Source organism: Geobacillus sp. Sah69, from assembly GCF_001414205.1.
GTDB lineage: Bacteria > Bacillota > Bacilli > Bacillales > Anoxybacillaceae > Geobacillus > Geobacillus stearothermophilus.
Map to the genome: position 1 here is coordinate 79,336 of NZ_LLKS01000035.1, position 15,862 is coordinate 95,197.

Annotated in this window: 19 protein-coding genes, 1 rRNA gene and 1 pseudogene; 15 read left to right on the plus strand and 6 right to left on the minus strand. The window is 53.6% G+C overall.

Going from position 1 to position 15,862, the window contains the following annotated elements; genetic code table 11:
• Nucleotides 1–88: 88 nt before the first annotated feature.
• Nucleotides 89–430: a YppG family protein gene (locus tag AP057_RS09275; protein ID WP_055358592.1), complete on the plus strand. Its 342-nt coding sequence runs from the start codon at nucleotides 89–91 to the stop codon at nucleotides 428–430.
• Nucleotides 431–465: 35 nt separating this feature from the next.
• Here AP057_RS09275 and AP057_RS09280 read toward each other — a convergent pair whose 3' ends face one another.
• Complete coding sequence (locus AP057_RS09280) at nucleotides 466–720, minus strand: sigma-G-dependent sporulation-specific acid-soluble spore protein CsgA (RefSeq protein WP_033011258.1); 255 nt, start codon at nucleotides 718–720, stop codon at nucleotides 466–468.
• Nucleotides 720–905, minus strand: a complete 186-nt coding sequence (locus AP057_RS09285) for a hypothetical protein (protein ID WP_033011257.1) — start codon at nucleotides 903–905, stop codon at nucleotides 720–722. Before AP057_RS09285 ends, AP057_RS09280 begins: the two co-directional genes overlap by 1 nt.
• Nucleotides 906–1,022: 117 nt before the next feature.
• Here AP057_RS09285 and AP057_RS17475 point away from each other — a divergent pair, with 117 nt between their 5' ends.
• A complete protein-coding gene (locus tag AP057_RS17475) occupies nucleotides 1,023–1,163 on the plus strand; it encodes a hypothetical protein (protein ID WP_162839628.1) in 141 nt (46 codons plus the stop codon).
• Between the two features lie 84 nt (nucleotides 1,164–1,247).
• On the opposite strand, the gene AP057_RS09290 is transcribed toward AP057_RS17475, so the two are convergent.
• Nucleotides 1,248–1,712, minus strand: coding sequence for an Hsp20/alpha crystallin family protein (locus tag AP057_RS09290; protein ID WP_033014031.1), 465 nt, complete (start codon nucleotides 1,710–1,712; stop codon nucleotides 1,248–1,250).
• Between the two features lie 257 nt (nucleotides 1,713–1,969).
• Between AP057_RS09290 and AP057_RS18055 the strand changes: the two genes are divergently transcribed.
• The 8 genes and pseudogenes from AP057_RS18055 to AP057_RS09315 form a co-directional block, all read left to right on the plus strand.
• Nucleotides 1,970–2,092 (plus strand): hypothetical protein, encoded by a 123-nt coding sequence (locus AP057_RS18055; RefSeq protein ID WP_255350134.1) that lies wholly within the window; start codon nucleotides 1,970–1,972, stop codon nucleotides 2,090–2,092.
• A 186-nt stretch (nucleotides 2,093–2,278) separates the two neighbouring features.
• On the plus strand, nucleotides 2,279–2,953 hold the full coding sequence (locus tag AP057_RS09295) for a response regulator transcription factor (protein ID WP_033014032.1): 675 nt from the start codon (nucleotides 2,279–2,281) through the stop codon (nucleotides 2,951–2,953).
• Nucleotides 2,950–4,347 (plus strand): ATP-binding protein, encoded by a 1,398-nt coding sequence (locus AP057_RS09300; protein ID WP_055358593.1) that lies wholly within the window; start codon nucleotides 2,950–2,952, stop codon nucleotides 4,345–4,347. Before AP057_RS09295 ends, AP057_RS09300 begins: the two co-directional genes overlap by 4 nt.
• Before the next feature lie 16 nt (nucleotides 4,348–4,363).
• Nucleotides 4,364–4,519, plus strand: a complete 156-nt coding sequence (locus AP057_RS17480; RefSeq protein WP_162839629.1) for a hypothetical protein — start codon at nucleotides 4,364–4,366, stop codon at nucleotides 4,517–4,519.
• Nucleotides 4,520–4,534: 15 nt separating this feature from the next.
• Nucleotides 4,535–5,089, plus strand: a complete 555-nt coding sequence (locus tag AP057_RS09305; RefSeq protein ID WP_055358594.1) for a glycerol-3-phosphate responsive antiterminator — start codon at nucleotides 4,535–4,537, stop codon at nucleotides 5,087–5,089.
• Nucleotides 5,090–5,247: 158 nt separating this feature from the next.
• Nucleotides 5,248–6,906: a glycerol-3-phosphate dehydrogenase/oxidase gene (locus tag AP057_RS09310; protein WP_055358595.1), complete on the plus strand. Its 1,659-nt coding sequence runs from the start codon at nucleotides 5,248–5,250 to the stop codon at nucleotides 6,904–6,906.
• A 110-nt stretch (nucleotides 6,907–7,016) separates the two neighbouring features.
• Nucleotides 7,017–7,148 (plus strand): hypothetical protein, encoded by a 132-nt coding sequence (locus tag AP057_RS18060; protein ID WP_255350135.1) that lies wholly within the window; start codon nucleotides 7,017–7,019, stop codon nucleotides 7,146–7,148.
• Nucleotides 7,106–8,341, plus strand: a pseudogene (locus AP057_RS09315) (alpha-galactosidase); the annotation flags it as partial. The gene AP057_RS18060 and the pseudogene AP057_RS09315, both read left to right, overlap by 43 nt.
• A 58-nt stretch (nucleotides 8,342–8,399) precedes the next feature.
• On the opposite strand, the gene AP057_RS09320 reads toward AP057_RS09315, so the two are convergent.
• Nucleotides 8,400–9,182, minus strand: coding sequence for an EcsC family protein (locus AP057_RS09320; RefSeq protein ID WP_049624916.1), 783 nt, complete (start codon nucleotides 9,180–9,182; stop codon nucleotides 8,400–8,402).
• A 145-nt stretch (nucleotides 9,183–9,327) separates the two neighbouring features.
• On the opposite strand from AP057_RS09320, the gene AP057_RS09325 reads away from it, so the two are divergent.
• Genes AP057_RS09325 through AP057_RS09340 form a run of 4 tightly spaced genes read left to right on the plus strand, consistent with a single transcriptional unit; the run spans nucleotide 9,328 to nucleotide 14,103 of the window.
• Complete coding sequence (locus AP057_RS09325) at nucleotides 9,328–10,512, plus strand: galactokinase (RefSeq protein ID WP_055358596.1); 1,185 nt, start codon at nucleotides 9,328–9,330, stop codon at nucleotides 10,510–10,512.
• Nucleotides 10,509–11,495: a UDP-glucose 4-epimerase GalE gene (galE, locus tag AP057_RS09330; protein ID WP_055358597.1), complete on the plus strand. Its 987-nt coding sequence runs from the start codon at nucleotides 10,509–10,511 to the stop codon at nucleotides 11,493–11,495. Before AP057_RS09325 ends, galE begins: the two co-directional genes overlap by 4 nt.
• 2 nt (nucleotides 11,496–11,497) lie before the next feature.
• Nucleotides 11,498–13,024: a UDP-glucose--hexose-1-phosphate uridylyltransferase gene (gene galT / locus AP057_RS09335; RefSeq protein WP_055358598.1), complete on the plus strand. Its 1,527-nt coding sequence runs from the start codon at nucleotides 11,498–11,500 to the stop codon at nucleotides 13,022–13,024.
• Nucleotides 13,025–13,080: 56 nt separating this feature from the next.
• Nucleotides 13,081–14,103: a LacI family DNA-binding transcriptional regulator gene (locus AP057_RS09340; protein WP_011231632.1), complete on the plus strand. Its 1,023-nt coding sequence runs from the start codon at nucleotides 13,081–13,083 to the stop codon at nucleotides 14,101–14,103.
• Nucleotides 14,104–14,119: 16 nt separating this feature from the next.
• On the opposite strand, the gene AP057_RS09345 is transcribed toward AP057_RS09340, so the two are convergent.
• Together AP057_RS09345 and AP057_RS09350 are read right to left on the minus strand one after the other, a co-directional pair.
• The gene (locus AP057_RS09345) at nucleotides 14,120–14,563 is read right to left on the minus strand and encodes an Hsp20/alpha crystallin family protein (protein WP_049626402.1); all 444 of its coding nucleotides are present in this window, start codon (nucleotides 14,561–14,563) and stop codon (nucleotides 14,120–14,122) included.
• A gap of 64 nt (nucleotides 14,564–14,627) precedes the next feature.
• Nucleotides 14,628–14,918 (minus strand): hypothetical protein, encoded by a 291-nt coding sequence (locus tag AP057_RS09350; RefSeq protein ID WP_011231630.1) that lies wholly within the window; start codon nucleotides 14,916–14,918, stop codon nucleotides 14,628–14,630.
• A gap of 577 nt (nucleotides 14,919–15,495) precedes the next feature.
• Between AP057_RS09350 and AP057_RS17485 the strand changes: the two genes are divergently transcribed.
• Nucleotides 15,496–15,862, plus strand: a 16S ribosomal RNA gene (locus AP057_RS17485); the annotation flags it as partial.

Here is a 15,862-nt window from a genome sequence, read left to right on the forward strand (position 1 = left end):
CGCGGCCCAGTATACACACATATATTAGTGGCAGCTGATCCCCTGTTTTCGCTGGGGGAATCGATGATCAAAGATGGGGAGGATACACATGCACCGTTATCCGCGACAAATTTCGCCGCCGCCCGCCCACGGACCATACAGCTTCGGCGGCCATTGGCCCTACTCATACGGCTGGCCCTTCCACCTTCCGTCGGCGCCCATTCATTGGCCATATGCTTCGCCATTCCACGCTGCCGCGCCTTCGCACCCGATGCCATACCCGAAACCAGGGTCGCTGCTGCCGCCGCGCCCGTCTTTTCTCGCCCAGTTAAAAAACAGTGACGGGACGTATGATATTAACAAAATGATGAACACGATGGGGCAGATGATCAATGTCGTCAATCAAGTCAACGGCATGTTAAAAGGGCTGCTCAGCACGTTTAAAGAGTAACGAAGCCGCTCCCCCAGCGGAGCGGCTTTGCCCTGTCAAATGAGCAGCTCGTACACTTCATTCAGCTGGTAGACGCGCTCATAATCGCGCTCATCCATCGCGTAGCGGATTTCATGGGGCAAAATGCGATCCAAAAAGGCGCTCTCTTCTTGCGTCAAGTCGCGGACAAACTCGCCCTCGCCCCGGTACGGTTTGCTGATCAGCTTTTTGTAAATACGCTTTGGCGTCTCATCATGGCAGTCCAAATAATTGGACAAAATTTCCCGCAAATAGGCGAGCGTTTGTTCCATCACGATCCGCCCCCTTCAAAAAACGAGACAAACGTTCGACTGACGTTTGGTTTGCCTTCCGCATACGGGTTTTCTTCTGTGACGCGGTCTGGATCGAGATTCGTTTTGATGACAAGCCGCGGCTCAGCGGACGGCTCATTGATCAGCCGGTCGTTCAACTGTTTGAAATCGGGCAGTTTGGCCATTCGTTTTGCACCTCCTAACAGTAGCGTAGCTTAGCAGTGTCGAAAGTATGTATGGCGCGGTTATGTTCCGAAAAAAAACGCGCAACCTAATCGCAGACGGCAAGGAGGTGACAGACAGTGACCAACCGCAACGACAACCGGGAACGGAAAAATAAGTATCCACACAATCGTGAAGAAATCGCCAAGGAATGGGACATCCAAAAAGATCCGACGCCGGAACACAACAACCGGTATGGAAGCCCTTCGCATAAACAATAGAAGCCCGATAGGAAAAAAGCCGCTCCCGACATGGGGAACGGCCTTTTTAATGGCTTGGGTGGACGGAAGGCGCTTCTTTGGATTTTAATCGATACCGATGTATTTCCGTTTTTGCGGCAGGCGAATGACGAGTGTACCGTTTTGGAATGAAGCTTTCACTTCATGTTCGGCCACCGGATACGGAAACGGAATCATCCTCGCCACGCGCCGCCGCTGCTGGCGCCGTTCGTATACATGGCCGCTGTCGTCGGACGATTCGATCGTTTCATGGTGATCGATGACAAGTTGCAGCCCGTCTTCATGCCACTGCAGGCTAATTTGATCCCGCTTGATGTCCGGCAGACGGACGATGATTTGATAGTCGCGCTTCGTTTCTTTCACCTCGATCGGGATGTACGCCGCGGCAAATGTTTGGGCGAAGTAATCGTCAAGCGTTTCAAACAGTTTTTGCAATGGTCGTTCATCGAACCATTGGTTCACGAGTTTCCGCAAATGATGGAACGGGTGATTGCCGTCTCCGTTTGCAGGCGGTTGAAACGGTCCGTTCATTGCACTCCCTCTCTTTCCATTCCGCAAAGTGGCAAGGTTCCTCCGCCCGCCGTTTCCGCCGCTTGGACGGCCGGCAGCCATAGAGGCGATCCGCTTTATTGTCAATGTATGTACGGACGGGAAAAAAGTCACTTTCCGCTTTTTTTAGCGATTTCTCATGCGGTTTTAACCCGTTTGGAATATAATGACACCACTATCTATGGTCATGCACACAAATACCGCTGCCGCCCACCGGCAGCGCGAGGAAGGATGGCGTGATGCATTGGATTCATTGGCTGGTGATGTTGTTTTTTTCTGGAACGGCTGTATCGCTTCTTTCGTACCAAGCGTTTGAAATTGTTCAGGCGATTGTCCACTCGTTTGTGAACCGCCACTCGTGAGCGGCTGCCTTTGGATGTGCGGGAAGCTTGCGGGGCGGCGTCCGCTTTCGCTTGGCTGCTGATCGCCCCGTTGGCGATTGGCTTTTTCTTTGTCTGTAGTAAAATGAAAGTGTGGAAGCGGCGCAAGGCGGGTCCTTGCTCCGGGATGGAGGACAAGAACTAGAAGCAAGAAAGGGGACGGAGACCGTGAACGGACGGATTTTATTAATTGAAGATGAAGCCGGCTTGGCCCGGTTTTTGGAGCTGGATTTAACGCATGAAGGCTTTGATGTGCACGTGTGCGGCGACGGGCGTGAAGGGCTTGAACTCGCCTTGTCGGAATCATGGGATTTGATTTTGCTCGATGTCATGCTGCCTCGCTTAAACGGCATGGAAGTATGCCGCCGCATTCGGGCGGCGAAATCGACGCCGATCATGATGATCACGGCGTGCGACAGCGTGTTTGACCGCGTCATGGGGCTCGATAACGGGGCCGATGACTATATTGTCAAGCCGTTTGCCATTGAGGAGTTGCTGGCCCGCATCCGCGCCTTGTTCCGCCGTGTTCATTCTGAAGCCGACGGGCAAGTGTTGGCGTTTAAAGATTTGGTCGTTGACACGCAGGCGCGCACGGTAAAAAAGGGGGACGAGTTTATCGAGCTGACGAAGCGCGAGTACGATTTGCTCGTCGCCTTTATGCAAAACATCAACGTCGTCTTGACGCGCGATGTGCTGCTTGACAAAGTGTGGGGGTTTGACGCCGAGGTGGAGACGAACGTCGTCGATGTCTATGTCCGCTATTTGCGGCAAAAGCTCGATGAACACGATAAGGAACGATATATCCAAACGGTGCGCGGCGCTGGATATGTGATGCGGCCATGAAGCGATTCCGCCCCCGCGAGCTCTCGTTGAAGGGGAAGCTGACCATCTTGTCTGCCGGAGCGATTTTTATTACGTACTTTGTCTTTACCTTTTTGCAATACCACATTGTCAAGCAATGGCTGCTGAACGAAGAAGAAAAAACAATGGAACAAACGGTGGCGGAAATTGAAACGTATTACGCGGAAAAACGTAATATATCATGGGAAGATGTTCGCCGCCGCCGTTCGTTTTTGGAAAAACTGAATGAGCGCTATCAGCTCATCCGTGTCACCGACGAGAAGGGAAACGTCGTCGTCTCGGTGTCAAACGGCGCCGCCGTCTCGCTCTCGCCAAGCGATATGCCCGACCGGTTGAAAATGGATGAGCATTTCGTCAACAACGAACGGTTTTTGCTGCTGCGCAAGCCGCTTCATATCGGACATTTGCGCGGAACGATTGAAATCGCCCGCCGGTTGACGAAGTTTCAACAAGTAACGAACATGCTTTTCCTTATTATGACGGTGATCGGTTTTGGCGCGATGGCGGCGAGCGCCTTCGCCGGGCGGTTTATGGCGCAACGGTTCATCAAACCGCTAAAAACGTTGGCGGAAACGATGGCCGACATCAAAAACAACGGGCTGAAACAGCGGATTGATGTGCCTCCGGCGCGCGATGAAATGGCCGAGCTGATGATAATGTTCAACAGCATGATGGATGACATTGAGCGCACCTTTGCCATGCAGCGGCAATTCGTCGAAGATGCGTCCCATGAATTGCGCACGCCGCTTGCCATTTTGCAAGGCCATCTTTCGTTGCTGCAACGGTGGGGGAAGCACAACCCGGAGATTTTGGAAGAATCGCTTGAGGCGGCGATGAAAGAGACGGAGCGGCTCAAGCGCCTCGTCCTTGAACTGCTTGACTTGTCGCGCGTTGAGGCGATCGTGATTCCAAAAGAGATTGCTCCTATTGACGCTGCTGCGGCCATCGGGCAAATCGTGAAAAATTTCCGCGTTTTGCATCCCGATTTTCAGTTTCTTGTTGATCAGCCGGAAACGCCGCTGCCGCGTCTGGCGATGGCCAAGCATCATTTTGAACAATTGCTGTTCATTTTGCTTGACAATGGGGTAAAATATTCTCAACGGGTGAAAAAAATCACCATTTCTCTGCGAGAGGAAGGGCCATTTGTGACGGTCGCCGTCCGCGACCATGGCATTGGCATTCCGAAAGACGAGCTGAAAAACGTTTTTTTGCGCTTTTATCGCGTCGACAAGGCGCGCAGCCGCGAACAAGGCGGCGCCGGGCTCGGGCTTTCCATCGCCAAGGAAATCATCGATAAATACGGCGGGCAAATTACAGTGGAAAGCGAGATCGATCAAGGAACGACGGTCGAACTGGCCATTCCGAAAGCGGAATAGGAGGAGAGTGAGAGACATGGGACATTCCCATGGCGAAGAGACGGCAGGCAAAAAAGCGATTCATTACGTTGTCGAGAAGTTCCGCAAGCGCGGGGTGAAAATCGCGACATGCAAACCGCGGACAATGATGTCACTGTCATGCTTAGATGAGATCGACAAAATGAGAGGATGAATCGAAGAAAAGAAAATGGAAGCGAAACAGCGCATCATTCCGGCCATTAAAACGATGAAGCAATTTGACGCCTTTTTGTCAAGCGGGTACACGGTCGGTGTATTGCTTGAGGTACATATTGCCCAGTTAAAAAGCATCTTTGCCTATGCGTGCCGGCATGGCAAGGAGTTGCTCATTCACGTCGACTTGGTGCAAGGGCTGAGCCATGATGAACATGCGGCGGAATACCTTTGCCAAGAGTTCCGCCCTCATGGCCTCATTTCCACGAAAGCGGGCGTCATTATGAAGGCGCGGCAAAAACGAGTCTTGGCCGTGCAGCGCATCTTTTTGCTTGATTCACACGCGTTGGAGAAAAGCTATCAGATGATTGCGAAAACGAATCCGGACTGCATCGAAGTCATTCCGGGCGCCATGCCGCACATCATCCGCGAAGTGAAAGAACGGACGGGAAAACCGATTTACGCCGGCGGCCTCATCCGCACGGTCGACGATGTCGAGCAGGCGCTTGCAGCTGGGGCGGTGGCGGTGACCACGTCCAACGAAACATTATGGCGCCACTACAATGGATAATGCGTTGAGCTGGCCAAATCGGCCGCAGTCTGCTATAATAAAAGCAACAAGTTAATCATCAGTCAGGAGACAAGGAGAGACCATGCACACATGGTAGGCGAAGGCTTATCGTGTTTGCAATGGTCTCTTTTTGTCTTTTTCAAAAGGAGGAATCATGCATGGCATTCTCAAGCAAACAGCGGAACAACGTTCTCGAAGCGATGAGCGAAAAGCCATACGATCTGTTGGTGATCGGCGGGGGAATCACCGGGTGCGGCATCGCCTTGGATGCCATCTCGCGCGGCATGACGGTCGCGCTTGTCGAGATGCAAGATTTCGCCGCCGGCACGTCAAGCCGGTCGACGAAGCTTGTTCACGGCGGCTTGCGCTACTTAAAGCAGTTCGAGGTGAAGCTTGTCGCGGAAGTCGGGCGCGAACGGGCGATTGTGTATGAAAACGGCTCGCACGTCACCACACCGGAGTGGATGCTGCTGCCCATTTACCGCGGCGGAACGTTCGGCAAATGGAGCACGTCGGTCGGCCTTTGGCTGTATGACCGGCTGGCTGGCGTCAAGCCAAGCGAGCGGCGCACGATGCTTAATGCCCGACAGACGTTGGAAAAAGAGCCGCTCTTAAAGCGCGACGGCCTGATCGGCGGCGGCTATTACGTCGAGTATCGGACCGACGATGCCCGCTTGACGATCGAAGTGATCAAAAAAGCGGTCGAGCTTGGCGCCGACGCCGTCAACTATGTCAAAGCCGAACAGTTTTTGTATGACGAGCGCGGCCGCATCACCGGCGCCCGCTGCCGCGACTTGCTCGGCGGACGAGTATATGACATCCGCGCCAAAAAAGTCGTCAATGCCGCCGGACCGTGGGTTGATGCGCTGCGCGACAAAGACGGATCGAAAACCGGCAAGCGGCTTCGGCTGACAAAAGGCGTCCATATCGTCATCGATCAAAAGCGTTTTCCGCTCAAGCAGGCCGTCTATTTTGACACCCCGGACGGCCGGATGGTGTTTGCCATTCCGCGGGATGGGAAAACGTATGTCGGCACAACCGATACATTTTATGACGATGATCCTGCTCATCCGGCCATGACCGAAGAAGACCGTGATTACTTATTGCAGGCGATTCACTACATGTTCCCGTCCGTCGGCATCACCGCTGATGATGTCGAGTCGAGCTGGGCTGGCGTCCGTCCGCTCATTTATGAAGAAGGGAAAGACCCGTCGGAAATTTCCCGCAAAGACGAGATTTGGACATCGCCATCCGGCCTCATCACGATCGCTGGCGGCAAACTGACCGGCTATCGGAAAATGGCAGAAACGGTCGTTGACCTCGTCGCCAAACAATTGGAAAAAGAAGAGGGAAAAACGTTCCGCCCGTGCCAAACGAAACAGCTGCCAATTTCCGGCGGCGATGTCGGCGGCTCGCATCGGCTGCCGGCCTTCATCGCCGAAAAGGCGAAGGAAGCGGCGCGCTATGGGCTGACAGAAGAACAAGGGGCGCGGCTGGCAAAACAGTACGGCACAAATGTCGACCGGTTGTTTGCGTTAAGCAGCGAGTACGACCGCTCGTCCGGCTTAACGCGCGAAACGTTCGTCCGCCTCGTCTACGCCATCGAGGAAGAAATGGCGGTCAAACCAGTCGACTACTTCATCCGCCGCACCGGGGCGCTGCTGTTTGACATCGACGCCGTCCGGCGGGAAAAAGAAGCGGTTATCGCGTTTATGGCGCGGTATTTAGGGTGGACGGGGGAAGAGCGGGACGTGTATGAGAAAGAACTCGACAAGGAACTGCGACGAGCGGTGTTGGCAGAGGAAGGAGCGAAGTGAACCAATGATCATAAAGGAAATGATGAGCGCCTGAATCCAGGGCGCTTTTTTGATGGATTTTTTCGTAAAAATTAAGTAAAATTTAAACAAAAACAAAGCGGGGGAAGAGAATGTCAGTTGCATACAATCCGCAAACGAAGCAGTTTCATTTGCGGGCGGGCAAGGCGAGCTACGTGATGCAGCTTTTCCGCTCCGGCTATTGGCGCGCGGCGCGTTCCGCGACCGCGAACGCCCGATCTTGATCAATAACTGGGAAGCAACGTATTTTGACTTCAATGAAGAAAAGATCATGAATATCGCCCGAACAGCGGCGGAGCTTGGCATCGAACTGTTTGTGCTTGACGACGGCTGGTTTGGCGAACGCGATGACGACCGCCGTTCCCTCGGTGATTGGGTGGTCAATCGGCGCAAACTCCCCAATGGCCTGAACGGACTGGCGAAACAAGTGAACGAACTCGGGCTGCAGTTCGGCTTATGGATCGAACCGGAAATGGTGTCGCCAAACAGCGAGCTGTATCGGAAACATCCCGACTGGTGTCTCCATGTGCCGAACCGCCCGCGCTCTGAAGGACGGAACCAGCTTGTGCTCGATTATTCCCGCCAAGACGTGTGCGACTATATGATTGAAACGATCTCGAACGTGCTTGCGAGCGCCCCCATCACTTATGTGAAATGGGACATGAACCGCCATATGACGGAAATCGGTTCGGCCGCCCTGCCGCCCGAGCGCCAGCGCGAAACGTCGCACCGCTATATGCTTGGGCTCTATCGCGTGATGGACGAGATCACCGCGCGTTTTCCGCACATTTTGTTTGAAAGCTGCTCCGGAGGCGGAGGGCGGTTTGACCCGGGGATTCTCTATTATATGCCGCAAACATGGACGAGCGACAACACTGACGCTGTCTCGCGCCTGAAAATCCAGTACGGTACAAGCCTCGTTTACCCAGTGAGCGCCATGGGCGCCCACGTCTCGGCCGTGCCGAACCATCAAGTCGGGCGGGTGACGTCCCTCAAGACGCGCGGCCATGTGGCGATGTCAGGCAACTTCGGCTATGAGCTCGATATCACGAAATTGACGGAAACAGAAAAACAAATCATTAAGGAACAAGTCGCGTTTTACAAAGATGTGCGCCGCCTCGTCCAGTTCGGCACGTTTTATCGGCTACTCAGCCCGTTTGAAGGCAACGAGGCGGCATGGATGTTCGTCTCGGAAGATCAGTCGGAAGCGCTCGTCGCCTACTTCCGCGTTCTGGCCGAAGCGAACGCCCCGCTGTCGCACTTGCGCTTAAAAGGGCTTGACCCGAATCAAGACTATGAAATCGAAGGCCTTGGCGTCTACGGCGGCGACGAGCTGATGTATGCCGGAGTGGCGGTGCCGCACCGCTTGGGCGATTTTATCAGCATGATGTGGCGATTGAAAGCTGTTCAACGATAAGAAGGGATGCTGTCGCTCGAGCCTATGCACCTGTCATAAACGAATTGAACCCGGTGTCTTAGATGCCGGGTTCAAACTGTTTGAGCTTCTCGATGATGCGACGCTTCCGATAGAGCATCTTCCCGGTTTCGGCGATGTCTTCCATAAACGATTTGTTAAACAGCGAACCGAAAATGACACCGATGATCGGAACGGCTTGAAACAGCTTTTTCCACCCGTATTGGTCACGGAACGTCATCATCACTTCCCGCCAGCCTTGCAGTTCGGAAAAGACGCGCCCGCGTTCATTGGAGAACGACGAAAGTTCGTCCAAAATCGCTTTTTTCCCGACGATGTCCGCCGTGGCAAACTGCAGGCATTTGACGACAAACACGCGCTCCTCTTTTTCCTTCGGGTCATATCCGTACACGATGGCGATCTCTTGCAGCGTTTTCAGCGCTAAGCCGAGAAGCGCTGGGATGTCCACCGCCAGCGTCAGCGCCCCGCCCATTCCAGTCGCCGCCCCTTGCAGCTGGGCGAACGTGACGCGCTCATCGATCAACTCGTCGCAAACGCGATCCATCGTCGCAAGCGGCAAGTGCGGCACTTCGGCCAACGACGATACGCCAAGCTTGTCCAATACCTTTCCTTCATTCACTAAGTATTGCCCGCCGCTTTGAATATAGCTGCCCAATTCATCAAGCAGCTGCCCGAGTTTTCGATGGACGGCTTTTGGCGTCAGCTTATCGAGCACTTGAAACGGCAAGCGGCCGAGCTTTTCCCAAAACCAAAGGTCTTTTTGGGAGTGTTCCCAGTGGGTGATGGTTTGGAGTTCTTGTTTCAACATCTGTCGCGTTTCCATCTCCGCTCCGCCTCCTTCCTATATTTATTAAGGTGAATAAATGCTCAAACGATTATACGTATTAAAAAAGATTTTGTTTCGCTGTTGATTTTTAGTAAATTATTAACTATAATATTTACTATAAAGGCTTGAAGGAGGCCCTCTCATGATCCCCATCTTAAAACAGCAATTTATCGAACTTTTCGGCGGCTTGGGCGAAGGCATCCGCGCTTTCTTCGCCCCCGGCCGCGTCAATTTGATCGGTGAGCATACGGATTACAACGGCGGGCATGTGCTGCCGTGCGCGCTTGCGATCGGCACGTATGCGCTTGTCCGGCAAACGGATGAGCCGTTTGTCCGCTTTTATTCGCAAAACTTCCCGGAAACGGGAGTGATCACGGTCTCTTACGATGACTTGTCATACCAGAGCGAGCACGGTTGGGCGAACTACCCGAAAGGGATCTTGGCCGCGTTTCAAGCGTTACGTCCGCTTGAGACCGGATTGGACATTTTGTATTACGGCACGATCCCGAACGGCGCAGGACTGTCGTCATCCGCGTCGATTGAGCTTGTGACCGCGGTGATGCTCAACGAACTGTTCAGGCGCGGGCTTGATCAGCTAGAGCTTGTGAAAATGAGCCAAACCGTAGAAAATAAATACATCGGCGTCAATTGCGGCATTATGGATCAGTTTGCCGTCGGCATGGGGAAACAAGATTGCGCCATTCTGTTAAACTGCCATACGCTCGAGTACCGCTATTTGCCGCTCGTGCTCAACGATTGTGCGATCGTCATCGCGAACACAAACAAAAAGCGCGGCCTGGCGGACTCGGCGTACAACGAGCGGCGGGCGACGTGCGAGGCGGCGCTCGCGAAGCTGCAAAGCGTGCGGAACATCGCCTCGCTCGGCGAGCTGACAAGCGCAGAGCTGGCCCGTTATGAACATCTTCTTTCCCCGCTTGAGCAAAAACGGGCCCGCCATGCGGTGACGGAAAACGAGCGGACGCTTGAAGCCGCCCAGGCGCTTGAGCAGGGAGACCTCGTCCGCTTTGGCGAGTTGATGAAACAGTCGCATTTGTCGCTGCGCCATGACTATGAAGTAACCGGAGCCGAACTTGATACGCTCGTGGAGGCCGCATGGTCGCACGAAGGAACGGTCGGGGCGCGCATGACCGGAGCCGGATTCGGCGGCTGCACGGTGAACATTGTGAAAAAGGCATGCGTTCAAGATTTCATTGAACGGGTCGGAAACGCGTATGCCGAAAAAATCGGTTATGAAGCAAGCTTTTATGTCGTTGACGTTGGTGACGGGGCGAGAGAACTCACGGAACTGGAGGAGATGAGCCGATGATTTTGGTTTGCGGAGGGGCAGGGTATATCGGCAGCCATGCGGTGTACCGTCTGCTTGAAAAAGGGGAGCGCGTGGTCGTGGTGGATAACTTGCAGACGGGGCACCGGGAGGCGGTTCACCCTGATGCGGTGTTTTGCCAAGGCGATATTCGCGACCGCGATTTTTTGCGCAAGGTGTTTCGCCAGCATGACATTGAGGCGGTCATTCATTTTGCGGCGAACTCATTGGTCGGTGAAAGCATGGAAGAGCCGCTGAAGTATTACGACAACAACGTGTACGGGACACAAGTGCTGCTTGAAGTGATGAAGGAATTTGGTGTCAAGCAAATCGTCTTTTCTTCAACCGCCGCCGTGTATGGGGAGCCGAAACAAATCCCGATCATCGAAACCGATCCGACCGAACCGACGAACGCGTACGGAGAAACAAAGCTGGCGATGGAAAAAATGATGAAATGGGCGGACCGCGCCTACGGCATCCGCTCGATTTCGCTCCGCTACTTTAATGTCGCCGGGGCGTACGGCACGACAATCGGTGAGGACCACAACCCGGAGACGCATCTGATTCCATTGATTTTAAAAGTGCCGCTTGGCCAGCGCGAGGAAATTTCCGTTTTCGGCGATGACTACGACACGCCCGACGGCACGTGCATCCGCGACTACATCCATGTGCTTGATCTCGTCGATGCCCACGTGTTGGCGCTTGAAAAACTGCGGAATGGAGCGTCCAGTGACGTGTACAATCTCGGCAACGGCAATGGCTTCAGCGTCAAAGAAGTGATCGAAGCGGCGCGGCAAGTGACCGGACACCCGATCCCTGCCCGCGTCGTGGCGCGGCGGCCGGGCGACCCGGCGCGGCTTGTCGCTTCATCGGAAAAAGCAAAGCGCGAGCTCGGCTGGGAGCCGAAATACTTGTCCATTACGGATATCGTCGCCTCGGCGTGGGAGTGGCACAAAGCGCGGCCAAACGGATATCGGGGTGTGTAAACATGGAAACGATTTTTGCGGCGATTGAACAACTGATCCGTTATGCCGAGCAACGCGGCCTTTTAGCGCCGGAAGATGTGGTGTACGCGCGCAACCGCCTGCTGGCAACGCTCCGACTCACGGAATGGCAGCCGGCCGAGGTCAAGGACGTTCCCTTGGCCTCGCCGGCCCCGGTATTGGACGCTATGATTGATTGGGCGTATGAACAAGGATTGTTGGAAACGAATACCACAACCGAGCGCGATATATGGGATGCGAGACTGATGGACTGCGTCATGCCGCGGCCGTCGGAAGTGATCCGCGCCTTTTACGAGCGATACCGCCGCAGCCCGCAGGAGGCGACGGACTGGTTTTATTCGTTGAGCCAAGCGTCCAATTACATTCAAACGGCGCGCATCGCCAACAATCAGCACTGGAAAGTGTCAACCATCTATGGAGAATTGGATATCACCATTAACTTGGCGAAGCCGGAAAAAGACCCGAAGGAAATCGCCAAATTAAAAGAGATGCCGTCATCCTCGTATCCAAAATGTGTATTATGCAAAGAAAACGAAGGGTATGAAGGAACGTGGCGTCATCCCGCCCGTTCCAATCACCGTGTCATCCCGATCACGTTATTGGATGAACAGTGGTATTTCCAATATTCTCCCTACGTGTACTATCATGAACATTGCATCGTCTTCCACGCCGAACATGTGCCGATGAAAATGGAGCGGAAGACGCTTGAGCGCTTGCTCGATTTCGTCGAAAAGTTCCCGCACTATTTCATTGGCTCGAACGCCGACTTGCCGATTGTCGGCGGCTCGATTTTAGTGCATGACCATTTCCAAGGCGGGCGTTATCCGTTTGCGATGGAAAAGGCGGAGATCGAAGAGTGTATCCCGCTTCCATCGTTTCCGTCGGTCACAGCCGGCATCGTGCGCTGGCCGATGTCCGTCATCCGTTTGACTGGACCAAAAGAGGACGTGTTGGATGCGGCTGCCTTTTTGTATGAAACATGGCGGACGTACAGCGACCCAAGCGTCGAGATTATGGCCTACAGCGGCGATGTTCCGCATAACACGATCACCCCGATCGCCCGGCGGCGCGGCGATTTGTTTGAGTTGGACATCGTTTTGCGCAACAATCGGACGTCAGCGGAACATCCGTACGGCATTTTCCATCCGCATGAAGAATTGCATCATATTAAAAAAGAAAATATCGGCTTGATCGAAGTGATGGGGCTGGCGGTGCTGCCGGCACGGCTTGCCGTGGAACTGGAGACGCTGGCCGATTATCTCGTGCATCGGACAAAAAAAGAAGACTGGGACGAGGCGATGCTGAAACATTGGGATTGGTGCGAAGCCATTCGCTCGGCCTATCCGGACATCACGAAGGACAACGTCCATGACATTTTGCGGCACGAAGTCGGACAACGGTTTGTGACCGTGTTGGAACATGCCGGGGTGTTTAAGCGGGACAAGCGAGGGAAGGACGCGTTTCGCCGCTTTCTGCAGCACGCTGTGGAGCGCATGTCGTCTCTTGTTTAAATGCGGCGAAAAAACGCGTTTCATATGAAACATAAGGAAGGGATTGCAAACAGACGATGGCTACGTTAAAAGAAATCGCGGAAAAAGTCGGCGTTTCGGTCGCGACGGTGTCGCGCGTGCTTAATTACGATGCGACGCTGTCCGTTTCCGATGAAACGAGAAGGCGCATTTTTGAAGTCGCCCAAGAGCTGAACTACAAAACATTGCGGGAACGAAGCCAGCAAGCGCGCGAATCGTTTCGCTTCGGGCTCATTCACTGGTATTCGGAGCGCCAGGAAATCGATGACCCCTATTATATGGCGATTCGCCTCGGAGTGGAAAAAGAGTGTTTTGACCGCGGCATCGAACTCGTCAAATTGTTTAAACAGCACGGCGCCTATCCGATCGAACGGATGGAGGCGCTCGATGGCATCATCGCCGTCGGAAAATTCGGGCCGAAGGAAGTCGAGGTTTTTGCCGCCGGGGCCAAACAAATTGTGTTTGTCGACTGTTCGCCTGATGAGCATCGGTTTGATTCAGTCGTCATCGATTTGCGTCAAGCGACGGTGACAGTGCTTGATTATTTGCTTCGGTTGGGGCATACGAAAATTGGCTATATCGGCGGCCGTGAATATGTCGACGGGGAAACGCCGATCCGCGATGAGCGCGAAGCGGCGTTTTACGAATATTTGTATGTCAAAGGGCTGTATGATTCCCGCTATGTATGGATCGGTGCCTTCACTGCTGAAGATGGCTATCGGCTGATGAAAGAGGCTGTTTCAGGCGGCGACTTGCCGACGGCGTTTTTCATTGCCAGTGATTCGATGGCGATTGGCGCCCTGCGTGCGCTGCATGAAGCCGGGATCGCTGTTCCGGAAGAGGCGGCGATTGTCGGATTCAATGATATTCCGACGGCAGCATTTCTTCACCCGCCGCTTTCGACGGTGAAAGTATACACAGAATTTATGGGTGAAACAGCGGTTGAGCTGCTCATCGAACGGTTGACGACGAAACGAGCGATTTGCAAAAAGGTCGTCGTGCCGACAGAGCTCGTCATCCGCTCAAGCAGCGAGGGCAACGAAAAGGGGAGCGGTCGATAAGCCGCTCCCTTCTGCATTAATGGAACTCGATATCAACGCGTTTTTTCGTTCCTGTCGTTGTTTTCGGGATATGAATGTCAAGCACGCCGTTTTTGTACGTCGCGCGAATGTTTTCCGTCGCCGCATCCGCCGGCAGGGTGATCGAACGCTGGAAGCGACCAAAGAAGCGTTCGCGCCGGTGCATTTGTTCTTCTCTTACATCGTGTTGGCGTTGAATCGTGCCGCTGATGGTCAACATGTTGTTCTGCACGTCAATGTGCACATCCTCTTTCCGCTCCAGCCCCGGTAAATCGCACGAAACGACGTATTCGTTGGCCGTTTCATGCATGTCGATGCGCGGCATCCAGTGCTGCTCATCCATATGAGTGAACAGCGATGGAAAATCACTAGCAAAAAAGCGGTTCATATCCCGGCGAATCGATTCCAAGTGCCGGAACGGGTCATACGGAATTAACGCCATAACTGCCATCCTCCTTAACAAGAAATGTTTTTTCGCTCAGTAGTGTGAACCGGATTCGTCTGTTTTATGTATGATTGGCTTGCAATTGTTCCATCACCGTCAAATACGCTTGAATGAGTGCTACTTTCATGCCATCCGGCAAGTCAGAAGCGGCCACCCGCTTAACGGCGTAATAAAACTTCACTTCGGACGATTGCCGCACGCGCGGATGCGTCCATTCATCGCGCAACTCTTGCCTTATCGTTTCATACAAAAGAGTTTGGCTTTCTTGTTCATCAAGCGGTCCGGCCGCCAGCGATCGGTTCGGCCAAAGGCGGCGGTAGCCGTCAAGCAGTGCAGAAAATGGATAGGTCACGGCTGTTTCCCTCCTTAAAAAATATACATAGCGATCCTCGAGGTCTGCTCCTTGCAACATATTCTTTTTAAGAAATTATATCATACAGCAGTCGAAGCGATTCGGGAGGCCAAGTCGAATGTAGATAGTGGGGGCTGGTTTCGTTTGCTGTCGTTGTAAGGCAGCCCAACCGTGGGACGCACGGGGATGGCTTGGTTGACAGCCTGCCGTGGGGCGGGTGTTCCCCAAAATCTCCCACCTCTAAGCGTTAGCGTAGGTGGGAGAGCGTTCAACCTAAAAAAGTAGTTGACATAAGGTGAGATAGTGTATAAAATAAAAATCGCCGCTTCGACGGAATGTCGGAGTGCAACGATCGAACAATCATGAAATAAAAAAACTATTGACAAATAGTTAACACTGCATATAATGAATAATTGCCGCGACGAAATGAACGCGGTAATAAGTTAGAAGAGAATCAGTAGTTGACATTTTTGAAAGATTGTTTATAATAGTAACTGTCGTTCCTTGAAAACTGAACGAAACGAAGCGCGACGAAAAGCGGAGGTCCGCATGGGCCGAAGCAAAAGCCAATCAACTTTCTTTGGAGAGTTTGATCCTGGCTCAGGACGAACGCTGGCGGCGTGCCTAATACATGCAAGTCGAGCGGACCGGATTGGGGCTTGCCTTGATTCGGTCAGCGGCGGACGGGTGAGTAACACGTGGGCAACCTGCCCGCAAGACCGGGATAACTCCGGGAAACCGGAGCTAATACCGGATAACACCGAAGACCGCATGGTCTTCGGTTGAAAGGCGGCCTTTGGGCTGTCACTTGCGGATGGGCCCGCGGCGCATTAGCTAGTTGGTGAGGTAACGGCTCACCAAGGCGACGATGCGTAGCCGGCCTGAGAGGGTGACCGGCCACACTGGGACTGAGACACGGCCCAGACTCCGTCTCTTATACACAT